The 14880-nt window shown below is 72.4% G+C and carries 17 protein-coding genes; 8 read left to right on the top strand and 9 right to left on the bottom strand.

Translation table 11 applies throughout. The annotated features are described in order from the left end of the window. Positions 1–8: 8 nt before the first annotated feature. Complete coding sequence (locus tag ABD292_RS03665) at positions 9–791, bottom strand: hypothetical protein (protein WP_344205174.1); 783 nt, start codon at positions 789–791, stop codon at positions 9–11. A gap of 93 nt (positions 792–884) precedes the next feature. Here ABD292_RS03665 and ABD292_RS03660 point away from each other — a divergent pair, with 93 nt between their 5' ends. Together ABD292_RS03660 and ABD292_RS03655 are read left to right on the top strand one after the other, a co-directional pair. Further along, complete coding sequence (locus tag ABD292_RS03660) at positions 885–1676, top strand: class I SAM-dependent methyltransferase (protein WP_344205172.1); 792 nt, start codon at positions 885–887, stop codon at positions 1674–1676. Between the two features lie 80 nt (positions 1677–1756). After that, entirely contained in the window at positions 1757–2044 is a 288-nt protein-coding gene (locus tag ABD292_RS03655) for a hypothetical protein (RefSeq protein WP_329583460.1), read from the top strand. A 4-nt stretch (positions 2045–2048) separates the two neighbouring features. On the opposite strand, the gene ABD292_RS03650 is transcribed toward ABD292_RS03655, so the two are convergent. The 3 genes from ABD292_RS03650 to ABD292_RS03640 all read right to left on the bottom strand — a co-directional run bounded on the left by ABD292_RS03650 (position 2049) and on the right by ABD292_RS03640 (position 5805). Continuing rightward, complete coding sequence (locus tag ABD292_RS03650; RefSeq protein WP_344205170.1) at positions 2049–2648, bottom strand: dihydrofolate reductase family protein; 600 nt, start codon at positions 2646–2648, stop codon at positions 2049–2051. 71 nt (positions 2649–2719) lie between these two features. Beyond that, positions 2720–4159, bottom strand: a complete 1440-nt coding sequence (locus ABD292_RS03645) for an ATP-binding protein (protein ID WP_344205169.1) — start codon at positions 4157–4159, stop codon at positions 2720–2722. Beyond that, positions 4156–5805, bottom strand: coding sequence for an NAD(P)/FAD-dependent oxidoreductase (locus ABD292_RS03640; protein WP_344205167.1), 1650 nt, complete (start codon positions 5803–5805; stop codon positions 4156–4158). The genes ABD292_RS03645 and ABD292_RS03640 overlap by 4 nt, the downstream gene beginning before the upstream one ends. Positions 5806–5912: 107 nt before the next feature. On the opposite strand from ABD292_RS03640, the gene ABD292_RS03635 reads away from it, so the two are divergent. After that, positions 5913–6485, top strand: a complete 573-nt coding sequence (locus tag ABD292_RS03635; protein WP_344205165.1) for a TetR/AcrR family transcriptional regulator — start codon at positions 5913–5915, stop codon at positions 6483–6485. A 59-nt stretch (positions 6486–6544) separates the two neighbouring features. Here the strand turns inward: ABD292_RS03635 and ABD292_RS03630 are convergent, their stop codons facing one another. Next, a complete protein-coding gene (locus ABD292_RS03630; protein WP_344205163.1) occupies positions 6545–7306 on the bottom strand; it encodes an SDR family NAD(P)-dependent oxidoreductase in 762 nt (253 codons plus the stop codon). 7 nt (positions 7307–7313) lie between these two features. Then, positions 7314–8207 (bottom strand): RNA polymerase sigma-70 factor, encoded by an 894-nt coding sequence (locus ABD292_RS03625; RefSeq protein ID WP_344205304.1) that lies wholly within the window; start codon positions 8205–8207, stop codon positions 7314–7316. Positions 8208–8293: 86 nt separating this feature from the next. Between ABD292_RS03625 and ABD292_RS03620 the strand changes: the two genes are divergently transcribed. Further along, complete coding sequence (locus ABD292_RS03620; protein WP_344205161.1) at positions 8294–8968, top strand: ThuA domain-containing protein; 675 nt, start codon at positions 8294–8296, stop codon at positions 8966–8968. Here ABD292_RS03620 and ABD292_RS03615 read toward each other — a convergent pair. Further along, positions 8952–9371, bottom strand: coding sequence for a TIGR03668 family PPOX class F420-dependent oxidoreductase (locus ABD292_RS03615; RefSeq protein WP_344205159.1), 420 nt, complete (start codon positions 9369–9371; stop codon positions 8952–8954). The genes ABD292_RS03620 and ABD292_RS03615 overlap by 17 nt on opposite strands. A 71-nt stretch (positions 9372–9442) precedes the next feature. Here ABD292_RS03615 and ABD292_RS03610 point away from each other — a divergent pair, with 71 nt between their 5' ends. Next, on the top strand, positions 9443–10330 hold the full coding sequence (locus ABD292_RS03610) for a hypothetical protein (protein ID WP_344205157.1): 888 nt from the start codon (positions 9443–9445) through the stop codon (positions 10328–10330). 4 nt (positions 10331–10334) lie between these two features. Here the strand turns inward: ABD292_RS03610 and ABD292_RS03605 are convergent, their stop codons facing one another. Both ABD292_RS03605 and ABD292_RS03600 read right to left on the bottom strand, forming a co-directional pair. Beyond that, entirely contained in the window at positions 10335–10952 is a 618-nt protein-coding gene (locus tag ABD292_RS03605) for a MerR family transcriptional regulator (protein WP_344205156.1), read from the bottom strand. Positions 10953–10983: 31 nt separating this feature from the next. After that, positions 10984–11832, bottom strand: a complete 849-nt coding sequence (locus ABD292_RS03600) for a LysR family transcriptional regulator (RefSeq protein ID WP_344205155.1) — start codon at positions 11830–11832, stop codon at positions 10984–10986. A 256-nt stretch (positions 11833–12088) separates the two neighbouring features. On the opposite strand from ABD292_RS03600, the gene ABD292_RS03595 reads away from it, so the two are divergent. The 3 genes from ABD292_RS03595 (at position 12089) to ABD292_RS03585 (ending at position 14862) form a co-directional block, all read left to right on the top strand. Continuing rightward, positions 12089–13168 carry a thiolase C-terminal domain-containing protein gene (locus ABD292_RS03595; RefSeq protein WP_425564978.1) on the top strand — a complete coding sequence of 360 codons (1080 nt, stop codon included), beginning with the start codon at positions 12089–12091 and terminating at the stop codon, positions 13166–13168. Positions 13169–13249: 81 nt separating this feature from the next. Next, positions 13250–14119, top strand: coding sequence for a MurR/RpiR family transcriptional regulator (locus ABD292_RS03590; RefSeq protein ID WP_344205154.1), 870 nt, complete (start codon positions 13250–13252; stop codon positions 14117–14119). Next, positions 14116–14862 carry a sugar isomerase domain-containing protein gene (locus tag ABD292_RS03585; protein ID WP_344205153.1) on the top strand — a complete coding sequence of 249 codons (747 nt, stop codon included), beginning with the start codon at positions 14116–14118 and terminating at the stop codon, positions 14860–14862. Before ABD292_RS03590 ends, ABD292_RS03585 begins: the two co-directional genes overlap by 4 nt. The last annotated feature ends 18 nt before the right edge of the window (positions 14863–14880 follow it).

The following is a 14880-nucleotide window of genomic DNA, read 5'->3' as shown; positions in this document are numbered from 1 at the left end:
GTTTTTCGTCAGACGGCGGACCGCTGGTCGGGAGAGTTATGAGGAGACCGCCCGAGGAACCTTCGCCCTGGCATCCGCGGCCTGGATATCCCTGACCGCCACCTGCTGTACCTCATGCCGGTGACCGTGTCACGCAAGTTCCGGGGCGACCCTGCCCTAGGCGGATGCGCCGCCCTCGTCCGGTCCAACTCGCTGAGCACATCGTCCCAGGTGGGCATGCGTCTGTCATAGGGGGCCGACGGATCGAACATCAAGGTCACGCCCATCTGGCGCAGCGCGTGGAGGCTGTTCTGGAAGGCGAGGTGCCGGGCCAGGGCGGGTTTGAGCATGGGGACGGCCACGATCGGCACGCCGTAGCCGGTCAGTTCGCACAGCAGGCCGATCGCGAAGTTGCCCGTGATACCCAGAGCCCATTTGTTGATCGTGTTGAAGGTCATCAGTGCCGCTATGACCGCGTCGGCCCTGGCCAGTTCCCTGCCCTCTCCGGGCATCCGGACATCACGACATGCGAGATGCCAGAGCAGCCGTTCCAGGCACTTCCGCCGCGCTCGTCGCTGCTTCGCCGGCATGAGGTGGGTGCCGATGACGATGACCGTGTTCGGGCGGAGGGCCGCCACAGCGTGAGTGATCTCGAGACGGCGTTTCGGCCGTTCGTCGCGCCAATGCAGCCGGGGTTGTTTCCCCAGCAGCAGAGCGCGCAGCGCGGCTCGGTGCTGGTCCGCATACTCGCAGGGCACGATGACAGCGGCCAGTACATAGAGTCCATCGTGGAACCGCATGGACTCGTCCACGTATGCATGTGACTAGGCCTTGTAGAGCCGGAGGTCACCTTGGGGGTGGCTGGACGGCGACCATCGGTGGCGAGGGCTGCCAGAATCGGGGGAGTGTCCCCTGATGCGCGGCTGCGCGCGACCTTCGACGTGGCGGCCGAGACCTACCAGGACGCCCGCCCCGACTACCCCCGCGAGCTCTACGCCGACCTGCTCATGATCACCGGGCTCAGGCCGCCCGCGCGGCTGCTCGAAGTGGGGTGCGGGCCGGGGAAGGCGACGGTGCCGCTGGCGCGGATGGGCTTCCCCGTCACGGCGGTCGAGCTCGGGCCCGCGCTGGCGCGGGAGGCACGGCGGCGGCTGGCCGGGTTCGCCGGGGTGTCGGTGGTCACGTCGGCCTTCGAGGAGTGGGAGCCGGCGGCGGGGGACCGCTTCGACCTGGTGTACGCGGCCACGGCGTGGAAGTGGGTGGATCCGGCGGTCAAGTACGACAAAGCCGCCCGGCTGCTCGCCACCGGCGGCCACCTGGCCGTGTGGAACGCCGACCACGCGCTGCCCGTCGGCTTCGACCCGTTCTTCGCCGAGATCCAGAAGGTGTACGAGGAGATCGGCGAGGGCCACCCCGGCCCGTGGCCGCCGCCGGAGGACGAAGTCGATCCCACCGCCGCCGAATTCGCCGCCTCCGGGCGGTTCACGGTCGTGGCGGCGCGGCGCTACCTGTGGGCGCTGCGTTACACGGCCGACGCCTATCTCGCGCTGCTCGACACGTTCTCCGGTCATATCGCCATGGAGCCGGACAAGCGGGCGCACCTCTACGGAGAGGTCCGCCGCCTGCTCGCCGCCCGCCCGGACGGGCGGCTCACCCGCCATTGGTCGGTCGTCCTGACGGTCGGCCGCCGGTCCTGACCGGTTGCGGACGCGGCGGTGCTCGCCGGGCCCCGGGGCGTGGCAAGCTGGACCAGACGGCCGCAATGAGGAGATCGACGATGACTGACCCAGCCCTACGGCGCACCCCGCTGACCCCGGACGAGCGCGTCCGCGCCGAGGCGGGCTTCGTCCCGCTGGTGACCGAGCATCTGCGGGCGAGCGGCCGGTTCAGGATCACCGCCGACAGCCCGGAGATGGTCGATCTGTGGCAGACGGTCGCCCGCCAGGCGGGCGAGGCGCTGCGGCGGCCGGTGGTGAGCTACGCCAACGGCCGCGACATCGTGATCATGTTCGGTGGCGAGCCGTCGAACATGCCGGTGAGCGTGACCGCTCAGAACGAGCCGTGACCGCTCAGAACGAGCCGTAACCCGGCTTGCCCGCCGGCCTGTAGACGTTGAGCACGCAGCCGCTCTCGCCCCTCACCGAATCGACCAGCCGCAGCGCCGTCGGTACCCGGCCCGGCTCGAACAGCCGCTTCCCGCTGCCGAGGACGACCGGGAACGTGTACAGCCGCAGCTCGTCGATCAGCCCCCGGTCCAGCAGCGCCTGGGCGAGCACGCCGCTGCCGTGGATCTGCAGCTCGCGGCCGGGCTGGGCGCGCAGTGCGGCGATGTCGTCCAGCGAGCGGACGATCGTCGTGTTGTGCCAGTCCGCGCTGCGCAGAGTGGTCGAGACGACGTACTTCGGCAGCGCGTTGAGCGGCCCGGCGATCGGGTTGTCCGGGTCGGTGACGGCCGGCCAGTAGCCGGCGAAGATGTCGTACGTCCGCCGGCCCAGCAGGAACGCGTCCGCCTCGCCGAACCAGCGGGTGATGTGCGACCCCATCTCCTCGTCGGCGTAGGGGAACTGCCAGCCGCCGTGCTCGAAGCCGCCGCTCGTGTCCTCCTCGGGGCCGCCGGGCCCCTGCATGACCCCGTCCATCGTCAGGAACGTCGCCAGGGTGATCTTCATGTCGTTCTCCCTTCGAGGTGTTCAAGAGAGAAGACCAGTGCGGACACGAAAACTCATCGCCCGCGCCGAGATCAGGCCGCCGGCACCGGCTCCCGCAGCGGCAGGCGCACCTCGAACCACGTCTCGCCGGGCACCGAGCGCACCTTGATCTCGCCGCCGTGCCGGCCGGCCACGATGCGGTAGGAGATGTCGAGGCCGAGCCCCGTGCCCTCGCCCACGCTCTTGGTCGTGAAGAACGGCTCGAAGATGCGGTCCAGGATCGCCTCGGGCACCCCATGGCCGGTGTCGCCGATCTCGACGATCGCCTCGTCCTCGTCGTGCGCCGTGCGTACGGTCAGCGTGCCGACCTCGCCCATCGCGTCGAGGGCGTTGTGGATGAGGTTCGTCCACACCTGGTTGAGCTCACCCGCGTAGCAGGGGATGGGCGGCAGCGTACGGTCGTAGTCGGTGACCACCGTGATGCCGGGCGGGATCTTGCCGCGGAAGATGGCGAGCGTGCTGTCGAGCAGCTCGTGCACGTCCACATTCTGGAACGGCGCCCGGTCCATCTGGGAGTACTGCTTCGCCGAGCGGATCAGCGTGGTGATGCGCTCGGTCGCCTCGCCCACCTCGCTCAGCATCTGCGAGATCTCGACGGCCTCGGCGAGCCAGCGGACCGCCGCCGGGGCGTGCTCCTCGCCGACCTTGCCGCGGATCTTCTCCAGGTCCTTGAGGGAGAACTCGGCCTGGACCAGCGCGGGGGCGAGATCCCAGGCGTCCTCCACACCCAGCTCGTCCAGCGCCTCGCCGAGCTCGTCCTCGGCGTCGGAGATCTCCAGCGGCGAACGCTGCGGCTGCTTGCCCAGCTTGCTCGTGCACGCCTCCTGCGCCTCGATGAGCGCCCTCAGCTTCTCCGGCGGGATGCCGTCCTCGGCGAGCTGGGCGAGCTGCAGCCGGGAGTTCTTGATGAGCTGGCGCAGCTCGCCGACGGCGCGTACGGCCGCCGCTGCCGGGTTGTTCAGCTCGTGGGTGAGGCCCGCGGTGATGGTGCCGAGCGCGGTCAGCCGCTGCCGCCGGTCGATGATCTCGCGCTGCATGCGCCCGCCCGACAGCATGCCGTCGAGCAGGTGCATCGCCATCGGGAACCATTCGGCCACGATGTAGGCGAACTTCTTGGCGGGCAGGATGAACATCCGCGACGGGGCGGTGGCGCGCAGCGTGTGCTGGTAGGTCTGGGGGGCGCGGTCGCCGAGGTAGGCGCTGGTCGCGCCGCCGTACACGCCGGGCTGGGAGACGCGCGGCATGGCGACGGTGCCGGCGCTGACCGTCTCGCTGATCATCTGGATCTCGCCCTCGATCAGCACGGCGAAGCAGTCGGCCGGCTCGCCCTGCCGGACGATGTCCTCGTCCGCCGCGAACGTGGCCATCCGGCCGCTGGCGGCGAGCTTGGCGAGCTGGGCGTCGGTCAGTCGCTCGAACAGGAAGAGCTTGCGCAGCTCGTCGATGTCGACGCGGGTGTCTGTCTCGGTCATTGCTTCTCCAGGTAGCGGTGCACGAGCGCGACGGCCATCGCGCCCTCCCCGACGGCGGAGGCCACCCTCTTGATCGACTCGGCGCGTACGTCGCCCGCCGCGAACACCCCGGGCACGTTCGTCTCCAGGTAGTAGGGCTCGCGCCGCAGCGGCCAGTTACGCGGCCGCCGGCCGCCCTGGACCAGGTCGGGCCCGGTCAGCACGAACCCGCGCGGGTCGCGCTCGACCGTGTCGCCCAGCCACGAGGTGAACGGCTCCGCGCCGATGAACACGAACAGCCACTGGGCGTCGACCGTGCGCTGCTCGCCCCTGGTCGACAGCGTCAGCCGCTCCAGGTGCCCGTCGCCGCCGCCGCCGGCGACCTCCGTCTCCAGGTGCACCTCGATGTTGGGGATCGCGGCGATCTGCTCGATGAGGTAGTGGGACATGGACTTCTCCAAACCATCACCCCTCACCAACAAATGAACTTTGCTCGCGAATCCCGCCAGGTAGACGGCCGCCTGCCCGGCCGAGTTGGCCGCGCCCACGATGTGCACCTCGGCGTCGGAACAGGCGGGCGCCTCGGTGAGCGCCGCGCCGTAGAAGACGCCCCGGCCGACGAACTCGTCCAGGCCCGGCGCGTCCAGCCGCCGGTAGGTGACACCGGTGGCCAGGATGACCGCGTGCGCGGCGATCTCGCCGCCGTCCTTGAAACCGACCACCCGGGCCTGGCCGCGCGGCTCCAGCAGGGTCACCTTGCGCGCGGTCAGCAGCTCGGCCCCGAACTTCAGCGCCTGCCGCCGCGCCCGGTCGGCGAGCTGCTGGCCGGAGACGCCGTCGGGGAAGCCCAGGTAGTTCTCGATCCTGGAGCTCTGGCCCGCCTGGCCGCCCGAGGAGTGCGACTCGACGAGCACGGTGTTGAGCCCTTCGGAGGCGCCGTAGACGGCCGCGCCCAGCCCGGCGGGGCCGCCGCCGACCACGATCAGGTCGTAGAAGTCGGTGGCCGGGGTGGTGGACAGGCCGACGGTCGTGGCCAGCGTGGCCTGGTCGGGCGACTCCAGCGTGGTGCCGTCGGTGGTGACCACCAGCGGCAGGTGGCAGCCCTCGCCGGCCGCCTTCACGAGCTGCGCGCCCTCCGGGTCCTCGGCGAGCATCCACTGGTACGGCACGTGGTTGCGGGCCAGGAAGTCACGCACCCGGTACGACTGCGCCGACCACCGGTCGCCCACCACCCGCAGCTCCGAGCGCTCGATCCGGTCGGTGCGCAGCCACGCGTCGAGCTGCCCGTCGATGACCGGGTAGAACTTCTCCTCCGGCGGGTCCCACGGCTTGAGCAGGTAGTGGTCGAGGTCCACCACGTTGATCGCCTGGATGGCCGCCTCGGTGTCGGCGTAGGCGGTCAGCAGCACCCGCCGCGCGTACGGGTACATGTCCATGGCGGCTTCAAGGAACTGCACGCCGTTCATCTGCGGCATGCGGTAGTCGGCCAGGATGGCCGCCACGTCGTCGCCGCGCAGCCGCATCTCCTTGACCGCCTCGATGCCGTCGCGCGCGGTCTCGGCACGGACGATGCGGTATTCCTGGCCGTAGCGGCGCCGCAGGTCGCGCGCCACGGCCCGCGAGACGCCCGGGTCGTCGTCCACCGTCACGATGACCGGCTTGTCCATGCCTATGCCTCTCCCCTTTGGTCCCTGGAACGGCCCCTATGGGAAGCATGTCATGCGCGGGCGGCCAGGCGGGAATTCGCTCAGGTCACCGCTTCTATGATGGGCGGATGGGCACCCGCGAGCGCATCGTCGACGCCGCCGAGCAGGTCGTCCGCGAGTTCGGCATCGTGGGCGCGACCACCAAGCGCATCGCGGCGGCGGCCGGCTGCTCCGAGGCGCTGCTCTACAAGCACTTCCCCGGCAAGGAGTCGCTGCTGCTCGCGGTGCTGCTGGAGCGGCTGCCCGCGCTCGGCCCCGCGCTCACCCGGCTGCGGCTCGCGGCCGGCACCGGCGACGTGGCCGACCATCTCACCGCGTTCACGCTGGCCGCGCTGGAGTTCTACACGCGGGCGGCGGGCATCGCCGCGGGAGTGCTGGCCGACCCCTCGCTCACGGAGGGCTTCCGCGCCATGCTCGCCAGGAGCGGGTCGGGCCCGCACGTGCCGATCCTGGCGCTCGCCGACGTGATCGCCGGCGAGCAGGACCGCGACCGGATCGACAGGAAGATCGACGCGGGCGCGGCGGCGTCCATGCTCATGGGCGCCTGCTTCCACCGGGCCAACCTGTCCTACTACGTCGACCCGCCGGAGGACGACGCCGCCTGGGCAACCGCGATCGTCCGCACGCTGCTCAGACGCTGACGAGGGCCCAGACGCTGACCCGGGCTCAGACGCTGACCGGGCTCAGACGCTGACCGGGCTCAGGCGATGACCCGGCTCTCGCCGCCGTCGACCAGCAGCGACACGCCGTTCACGAACGAGGCCCGCTCGCTGGCCAGGAACGCCACCACGTCCCCCACCTCCTCGGGCCGCCCGATCCGGCCGACCGGCACCGCCCTGCCGCGTTCGGCGAGGTTCTCCTCGCCGCCCGACGTCTCGCGCAGCCGGTCGGTGTCGATCGGGCCCGGCAGCACGTTGTTGACCAGCACGCCGTCACCGGCGACCTCGCGGGCGAGGGTGCGCACCACCCCGGCCACGGCCGAGCGGGTGGCGTTGGACAGGGCGAGGCCGTCCAGCGCCTCGCGCACCGACCGGCTGGTGATCGTCACGATCCGGCCCCAGCCGCGCGAGCGCATCTCCGGCAGCACGGCGTGGATCAGGCGTACGGTGCCGAGCAGGTTGCGCTGGACGGCGACGTCCCAGTCGGCGAGGCTCGCGTCGGTGAAGCGGCCGGGCGGCGGGCCGCCCGCGTTGGCGACCAGGATGTCCACCGGGCCGAGCACGTCGCGAGTTTCCTCGACGACGCGCCGGGCGGCCGACGGGTCCTCCACGTCGGCCAGCACGGCGTGTACGACCTTGCCGAACTCCTGGAGTTCCACCACCGCGTCCGCGAGCCGTTCGGGGGTGCGGCCGACGACGCAGACGTCGCAGCCCTCGCGCGCGAGGCTCTTGGCCGTGGCGAGTCCGATGCCCGCGCTGCCTCCGGTGACCAGGGCGACCTTGCCCGAGATGCCGAGATCCATGGGCTGACTATAGATCGTCCTGATCGGCCGGGCGGACGCGGGCGAGTTTGTCCGGGTTGAGGACGCTGTACATGCCGTGGATCCGGCCGTCCCTGATCTCGATCATGGTGAGCTGCTCGGTCCCGGCGAACCGCGTCCAGAGGGCCGGCCCGCCGTTGACGTCCAGCAGGCGGGCGTCGCTGTACTCGTAGCGGCTGATCAGGCCGCCCAGGAAGGCCACCACCTTGCGCCGGCCGAGGATCGGGCGCAGCGCGGCGCGGACCTTGCCGCCGCCGTCGTTCCAGGCCACGACGTCCTCGTGGAACAGGTCCTTCAGCGCGTCGAGGTCGCCGCCGGTCGCCGCCGCGACGAACCTGCGCAGCAGCCGCGTGTGGTCCTCCGCCGAGGGCGTGAACCGGTCGCGGCCCTCGGCCAGCCGCACCGAGGCCCGGCGGTGGAGCTGGCGGGCGTTGGCCACCGAGACCTCGACGATCTCGGCGATCTGGTCGTAGGGCAGCTCGAACGCCTCCCGCAGCACGAACACCGCCCGCTCCGGCGGCGACAGCCGCTCCATCAGGTGCAGCGTCGCGAAGGAGACGGTGTCGCGCAGCTCGGCGGTGTCCAGGGGCCCCGCCTCGCCCGTGGCGACCGGCTCGGGCAGCCACGGCCCGGTGTACGCCTCCCGTTTCACCCGCGCCGAGCGGAGCTGGTCCAGCGCCAGCCGCGACACCACGGTCATCAGGAACGCCCGCGGCTCCCTGACCTGGTCCCGGTCGGCGCCCTGCCAGCGCAGCCAGGCCTCCTGCACCACGTCCTCGGCGTCCCACATGCTGCCGAGCAGGCGGTAGGCGAGCCCGAGCAGCGTCGGCCGGTGCTGCTCGAAATCCAAGTCGGCGTCCGTACGTGTCTCCACGGCTGGCATCATGCCGTCTCCCCCTGGAGGGCCGAATGCCGGGGCTGCCGGTTCCCGGGGTGGCCATGCCGCCACAACCGTGATGAGCTGGGAGAGTGGCAAGAAACCTGATCCTGTCGGGAGGCGTGTTCCACGACTTCGCCGCCACATCGGCCGCGTTGGCGGAGCTGCTGACCGAGGTGGGGATCGACTCCGAGATCACCGAGGACATCGCGGGCGCGCTCAGCGAGCCGCCGGAGGTCCAGCTCATCACGGTCAACGCACTGCGCTGGCGGATGGGCCAGGACCGCTTCGCCGACCTGCGCCCCCAGTGGCGCTTCGAGCTGCCGGCCGAGGCCCGCACCGCGATCCTCGACCATCTCGACCGGGGCGGCGGGCTGCTGTGCATGCACGCGGCGTCCATCTGCTTCGACGACTGGCAGGGCTGGCCGCGCGTGCTCGGCGGCCACTGGACCTGGCCCAAGTCGCACCATCCGCCGCTCGGCTGGACGAGCGTGCGCGTCCACGGCGCGCACCCGGTGGTGGCGGGCCTGCGCGACTTCGACGTGGTGGACGAGGTCTACAGCGACCTCGACATCCTGCCCGACGTCGAGCCGCTGGCCTCGGCGAACGGCCAGCCGCTGGTGTGGGCGCGGCCGGTGCGGCGCGGCCGGGTGTTCTACGACGCGCTCGGCCACGACACCCGCTCCTACGACAACGAGGTGCACAGGACTATGCTCAAGCGGGCCGCGCTCTGGCTGCTCAAGCGGCCGGTCACGGTGTCGGAGTAGCTGCCCAGCCGCGCCATCGGGTCACCTCGACCACGACGGCGGGCCCGTTGGGGCGGCGGTCGCGGTACTGCGGGTATTTCGCCGTCAGCGCGTCCAGCGCCGCCTCGCGCTCCGGGCCGGCCGCGACGACCCTGGCCAGGCCGTCGGCGCGGACCCACCACAGCAGCGACCAGTCCTCGTCGTAGTGGTCGGCCAGCAGGGTGACGCGCGGCTCGGCGCGGATGTCGGCCAGCCGGCGCAGGTCGGTGGTCGTCTTCGGCTTGTGGTCGACGGCGCTCACCACGCGCTCCCCGGCCACGGCGAACACGACGGGCACCAGGCGCGGCCCGCCGTCGGCGCGCACCGTGGCCAGCCGCGCCACCCGCGCGGCGGCGAACCGGCGCCGCGCCTCCTCCTCGTCCACGCCCCCATTCTCCCGCCAGGGCGTCCGGAACCTACAAGACTGCACGTCGCGGCCCCGGGCACGATGGGCCCATGAACGTGAACCTCGACCTGATCCCCGGCTTTCTCGCGACCCACGCACGGCTGCTCGACCGCAGACGGTACGCGTCGCTCATGGGCGGCGGCGGCGAGGCGGGCGTGCTGGCCGCGCTGGAGGGCTACCGCAACCCGGACGGCGGCTACGGGTGGGGGCTGGAGCCCGACCTGCGCTCGCCGGAGAGCCAGCCGGGCGCCGCGCTGCACGCCTTCGAGGTGTTCGAGGAGGTCGCGCCGCGCACGTCCCCGGCGGCCGTGGCGCTCTGCGACTACCTGGAGTCGGTGACGCTGCCGGACGGCGGGCTGCCGTTCGCGCTGCCGCTGACCGTGGCCGACGGCACCGCACCCTGGTGGGCGGGCGCCGATCCGGCCGTGTCGGCCCTGCAGACCACCGCCGTGACGGCGGCGGCCGCGCACCGGGTGGCCGCCCACGACCCGGCCGTGGCCGCCCACCCTTGGCTGCTGCGGGCCACCCGCTACTGCCTGGACGCGATCCAGGCGCTGGAGGAGCGGCCGCACGCGTACGTGCTGTCGTTCGCCGTCGGCTTCCTCGACGCCGTGCACGACACCGAGCCCCGCGCGGCCGACCTGCTGAAGCGGCTGGCCGGGCACATCCCGGCGGACGGCCGGGTGCCCGTGGAGGGCGGCACGGCGGACGAGGCGCTGCGGCCGCTCGACTTCGCGCCGTTCCCCGGGCGGCCGGCCCGCGAGCTGTTCGCGCCCGAGGTGATCGCCGCCGACCTCGTACGCCTGGCGGAGGGCCAGCAGGACGACGGCGGCTGGACGGTGGACTACGCGCGGATCTCGCCCGCCGGGTTCCTTGAGTGGCGGGGCGCGGCCACCGTGCGGGCGGTGCGGATCCTGCGGGTCAACGGCCTGCTCTAGAGGGTTACGTCAACCGGCGGGCCGACTCAGACTCCTGGGCCATGCGGCGCAGCGCGTCGAACGCCTTGCCGTACAGCACCGAGCCCAGCACCAGCGCCTCCACGGCGGCGTCGCGCGGCCCGTCGAAGGCGATGGTGTCCATCTCGACCTCGGCGACCAGCTTGCGCGCGGCCTCGACGTAGGGCCGCAGGTCGACGCGCAGGCCGAGCTGGCGCATCCGGACCAGCGTCTGGGCCAGCTCGTCGCGGGTCGGGGCCTCCGGGTGGATGCGCCAGCCGAGGTCGTCGATGAGGGCGTCCACGTCGGCGCGGGCGGCGCGCCACTCCTCGCCGGGCTCCGGCTCGACCGTGGGGCCGAGGGCGTAGTGGGCGGTGCCGAGCATCTGGTGGATGGGCAGCGACTCGTCGTCCACGGCGTCGATGATCTTCTTGATCGAGGACACCGGCAGCTTGCCCACCTCCAGCAGCGCCCTGACGAGGCGGAGTCTGCGCAGGTGGGAGTCGTCGTACTCGGCGCGGGTCGCCGCCGTCTGCTCGCCCTGGTGCAGCAGCCCCTCGCGCAGGTAGTACTTGATCGTGGGGATGGCGACGCCGGAGCGGGAGCTGAGTTCGGAGATGCGCATCACAGGATGATAGCGCTATTGGATATTAGTGCTATCCAGTGCGGGCGACGTGCCGGGCCGCGCTGACCAGCTCGGGGACGTCCGCCTGCCGGTTCCACAGGAAGACCACCTCCAGTGGCGGCACGTCCTCCTTCACCGGCAGGAACGTCAGGGCGTCCGGCACCGGCGTCCCCTCGTGCACGCAGAGCGTATAGCCGGCGCCGCGCTCGATCATCGTGATCGCCAGGTCGTGGGTCGCGGCGGCCGGGCCGAGCCGCGGATGCAGCCGTTGGCGGACGAAGCCCTCGAGGAACCTGCGCGCGCCCGCCACCGCGTCCGACTCGGGCATCACCAGCGGCTCGGCGGCGAGGTCCGCCAGCGACACCGCGTCCGCCCCGGCGAGCGGGTGGTCGCGGTGCATCAGCGCGCGTACGGGGAACCGGTGGACCAGCATCCGGGCCACGCCGCGCGGCAGCGAGCCGGGGGCGTACCCGAGGCCGGCCTGCAGGGTGCCGTCCACGATGGAGACGATCTGCTCGGCGGTGCTCATGGGGGCCACGCGCAGCCGCAGGCCGTGGAGCTGCGACAGCACGCGGGCGACCACGTCGGCCAGGCCGTCGGCGACGCCGAGGCGGGCGTCCCTGCCGCCGCTCCTGGCCGCCGCCACGGCCCGTTCGAAGGCGTCCACCGCGACCGTGGCCTGGGCGAGGAACGCCTCACCCGCCTCGGTGAGCTGCACGCCGCTGGAGGAGCGGCTGAACAGCTCGACGCCGATCTCCTTCTCCAGCGCCCGGAGCTGCTCCGACAGCGTGGGCTGGGCGATGTGCAGCGCGGCGGCGGCGCGGCGCAGGCTGCCCGCGCGTGCGATGGCCATGGCGTACCGGACGTAGCGTAGATCCATCGCTCACCTCGGGGTGATCATGATGGGCTGTCGGAAGATCGCACCTCCGTATTACAAGACGGGACAGCTCCCGTGAAGACGCTCAGTCACCACGGGAGCGTGACCTGGCCGGGAGGCGGGCGGTACGGGCTGGTGGCGGGCGGTGCGGGCGCGGCCGGGCGGCCAGGGGGAGCGGGCTTCGGGCGGGCTGCGGGCGGGGTTGCGGCCGGCCGATAGGCGCTTGCCTAGCAAGCGCTTGGCCGGATAGCGTGGGCGGGTGGGAACGCAGGCGTTCGCCGGGCGGGCCGCCGTGGCCGGGATCGGGATGACCGCGCTGACCCGGCGCTCCGGGCGCGCCGAGCTGGAGCTCGCCGTCGAGGCGTGCCGTGCCGCCTGCGCCGACGCCGGCCTGCGGCCCGGCGACGTGGATGCGATGCTCAGCTACCACCTCGGCGACTCCGCGCCCGTCGTCCAGGTCGCCCGCGCCCTCGGCGTCGAACGGCTCGGCTGGCACAACGACATCGCCGGCGGCGGCACGCAGGCGGCCTCGATCCTGGGCGACGCGGCCATGCTGATCCACGCCGGGCTGGCCAGGCACGTGCTCATCTACCGCGCGCTCAACGGCCGGTCCGGCCGGCGCATGAACACCGTCTCCACCGGCCCTCAAGAGCGGCTCACGTACGGGCTCGCCGGGCCGATCCCGCTGTTCGCCCTGGCCGCCACCCGCTACCTGCACGACAGCGGCCTGACCGAGGAGCACCTGCACGCCGTCGTCGCCCAGTCCAGGGAGAACGCCAGGGACAACCCCCGGGCGCTGCGCCGGGAGCCGCTGGATCTCGCCGGGTACCTCGCCCGCCCGTACGTCGCCACGCCGCTGCGCACCGTGGACTGCTGCCAGGAGACCGACGGGGCCTGCGCGCTGCTGGTGAGCGGCGAGCTGGACGGGCCGCGGGTGCGGGCGGTCGTGCGCGGGGGCGGGCCGGGCTGCTCGTCCATGGACCGGGCGGCCGACGTGAGCGCGATCTTCTCGGCGTACGTGGCCCCCATGCTCTGGGACGCCTCCGGCCTGCGGCCCGCGGACGTGGACGTGATGCTGCCGTACGACGCGTACTCGTGGCTGGTGCCCAGGCAGCTGGAGGACTTCGGGCTGGCCGCCCGTGAGGAGCTGGGGGAGTACCTGCTGGAGCGCCGCCACGCCTGGGTCAACCCGCACGGCGGCCTGCTGTCCGAGGGGTACGTGCACGGGCTCAACAACGTGGCCCAGGCCGTCAGGGAGCTGCGGGCGGGCCGGCACGAGGTGGCCCTGGTGACCGGCTTCGGCGGCAGCTACGGCAGCGCCGCCCTCCTCACCGCGTGAGGTCGCCGCCCGGAGTGACATGTCAAAAATTATCGCCGTAACACCTTGACGGCACCAGGTGCTGTGCATAATTTTCACGGCGTGGAACTTCTCACCCGCATCCAGGCCGAGCGCCCCGATCTGCCCGACGCCCTCCGCAAGGTGGCCGAGACCATCCTCGCCGCCCCCGCCGAGGCCGCCCGGCTGACGATCGTGGACCTCGCCGAGCGGAGCGGGACCTCCACGGCGACCATCACCCGCTTCTGCCGCGCGCTCGGCTTCGCCGGTTACGCCGAACTGCGCGTCGCCGTCGCCACCGAGACCGGCCGGCAGGCGCGGCAGACCTGGCAGACCGACATCGGCCAGGAGATCCTCCCCGACGACAGCCTCGACAAGGTGCTCGGCGTGGTGTCCGGCAACGACATCCGCCTGATCCAGGAGACCGCCGGCCAGCTCGACCTCGCCGTGGTGGAGAAGGTGGCGCAGGCCGTGGCGCGGGCGGGGCGGGTGCTGCTGTTCGGGGTGTCGAGCAGCGCGGCCGTGGCCAGCGAGATGGAGTACCGGCTGCAGCGCATGCGGGTGCCGACCTGGAGCAGGTCCGACGCCCACAGCGCGCTGACCGACGCCGCGCTGCTCGGCCAGGGCGACGTGGCGATCGGCATCTCGCACAGCGGGCGCACCCGCGAGGTCATCGAGGTGCTGGCCGAGGCGGGCAGCCACGGCGCGATCACCGTGGCGGTCACCTCGCAGCCGCGCTCGCCGCTCGCGGAGGTGGCCGAGCTGGTGCTGACCACGGCCAGCCGGGCGACGAGCTTCAGGTCGGAGGGGTTCGCCGCGATCCACTCGCAGCTCCTCGTGCTCGACGTCGTGTACGTGTCGGTCGCGCAGCGCACGTACGAGCGCACCAAGCAGGCCTTCGACGTCACCGTCCGCGCTGTCGCCGGACACCGCCTACCGGAAGGGGATTCATGACGATAGATCCGGAACAATACGCCGCGCAGGTCGCCGCCCTCGTCCACGAGCTTCCCGCCGACCCCGAGCTCGACCGCGCCGCCGACCTCTTCACCAAGGCGCTGACCGCGGGCGGCGTCATCCAGGCGTTCGGCTCGGGACACTCCGAGGCCGTCGCCATGGAGATCGCCGGCCGGGCCGGCGGCCTCGTCCCCACCAACCGGCTCGCGCTCAGGGACATCGTCCTCCACGGCGACGCCCCCCGCGCCGAGCTGGACCGCTACGACCTCGAACGCGACCCCGCCGTCGCCCGCACGATCCTCGACCTCGCCCCCGTGCAGCCGCACGACCTGTTCGTCCTCATCTCCAACTCGGGCGTCAACGGCGTGGTGGTCGAGCTCGCCACGCTGGTCAAGGAGCGCGGTCACGACCTGGTCGCGATCACCTCGCGCGCCCACACCGAAGCCGTCCCGTCCCGGCACCCCTCGGGCCGGCGGCTCGCCGACCTCGCCGACGTCGTCCTCGACAACCGTGCCCCGTACGGCGACGCCGTGCTCCCCCTTCCCGGCGGCGGCGCCGTCGGGGCCGTCTCCACCATCACCTCGGCGCTGCTGGCCCAGCTCGTCGTGACCCGCACCGTGCGCAACCTGCTCGACGCGGGCGAGACCCCGCCGGTGTACCTCTCCGCGAACGTCCCGGAGGGCGACGCCCACAACCTCACGCTCGAAGCGCGCTACGCCGGCCGCATCCGACGCGGCGCCTGATCACCAGCCTGGTCGACC

Source organism: Nonomuraea bangladeshensis (genome assembly GCF_039529455.1).
GTDB classification, from domain to species: domain Bacteria; phylum Actinomycetota; class Actinomycetes; order Streptosporangiales; family Streptosporangiaceae; genus Nonomuraea; species Nonomuraea bangladeshensis.
Note: the sequence above shows the minus strand (reverse complement) of the source record. Positions and strands in the feature narration are given on the sequence as shown.

Excerpts from the sequence above, each read along its gene's own strand:
- ABD292_RS03650 (WP_344205170.1), bottom strand. The coding sequence starts at position 2,648 with ATGAAGATCACCCTGGCGACGTTCCTGACGATGGACGGGGTCATGCAG.
- ABD292_RS03605 (WP_344205156.1), bottom strand. The coding sequence starts at position 10,952 with ATGCGCATCTCCGAACTCAGCTCCCGCTCCGGCGTCGCCATCCCCACG.
- ABD292_RS03625 (WP_344205304.1), bottom strand. The coding sequence starts at position 8,207 with ATGCCAGCCGTGGAGACACGTACGGACGCCGACTTGGATTTCGAGCAG.
- ABD292_RS03600 (WP_344205155.1), bottom strand. The coding sequence starts at position 11,832 with ATGGATCTACGCTACGTCCGGTACGCCATGGCCATCGCACGCGCGGGC.
- ABD292_RS03610 (WP_344205157.1), top strand. The coding sequence starts at position 9,443 with ATGAACGTGAACCTCGACCTGATCCCCGGCTTTCTCGCGACCCACGCA.
- ABD292_RS03585 (WP_344205153.1), top strand. The coding sequence starts at position 14,116 with ATGACGATAGATCCGGAACAATACGCCGCGCAGGTCGCCGCCCTCGTC.
- ABD292_RS03640 (WP_344205167.1), bottom strand. The coding sequence starts at position 5,805 with ATGGACAAGCCGGTCATCGTGACGGTGGACGACGACCCGGGCGTCTCG.
- ABD292_RS03630 (WP_344205163.1), bottom strand. The coding sequence starts at position 7,306 with ATGGATCTCGGCATCTCGGGCAAGGTCGCCCTGGTCACCGGAGGCAGC.
- ABD292_RS03645 (WP_344205169.1), bottom strand. The coding sequence starts at position 4,159 with ATGACCGAGACAGACACCCGCGTCGACATCGACGAGCTGCGCAAGCTC.
- ABD292_RS03635 (WP_344205165.1), top strand. The coding sequence starts at position 5,913 with ATGGGCACCCGCGAGCGCATCGTCGACGCCGCCGAGCAGGTCGTCCGC.
- ABD292_RS03655 (WP_329583460.1), top strand. The coding sequence starts at position 1,757 with ATGACTGACCCAGCCCTACGGCGCACCCCGCTGACCCCGGACGAGCGC.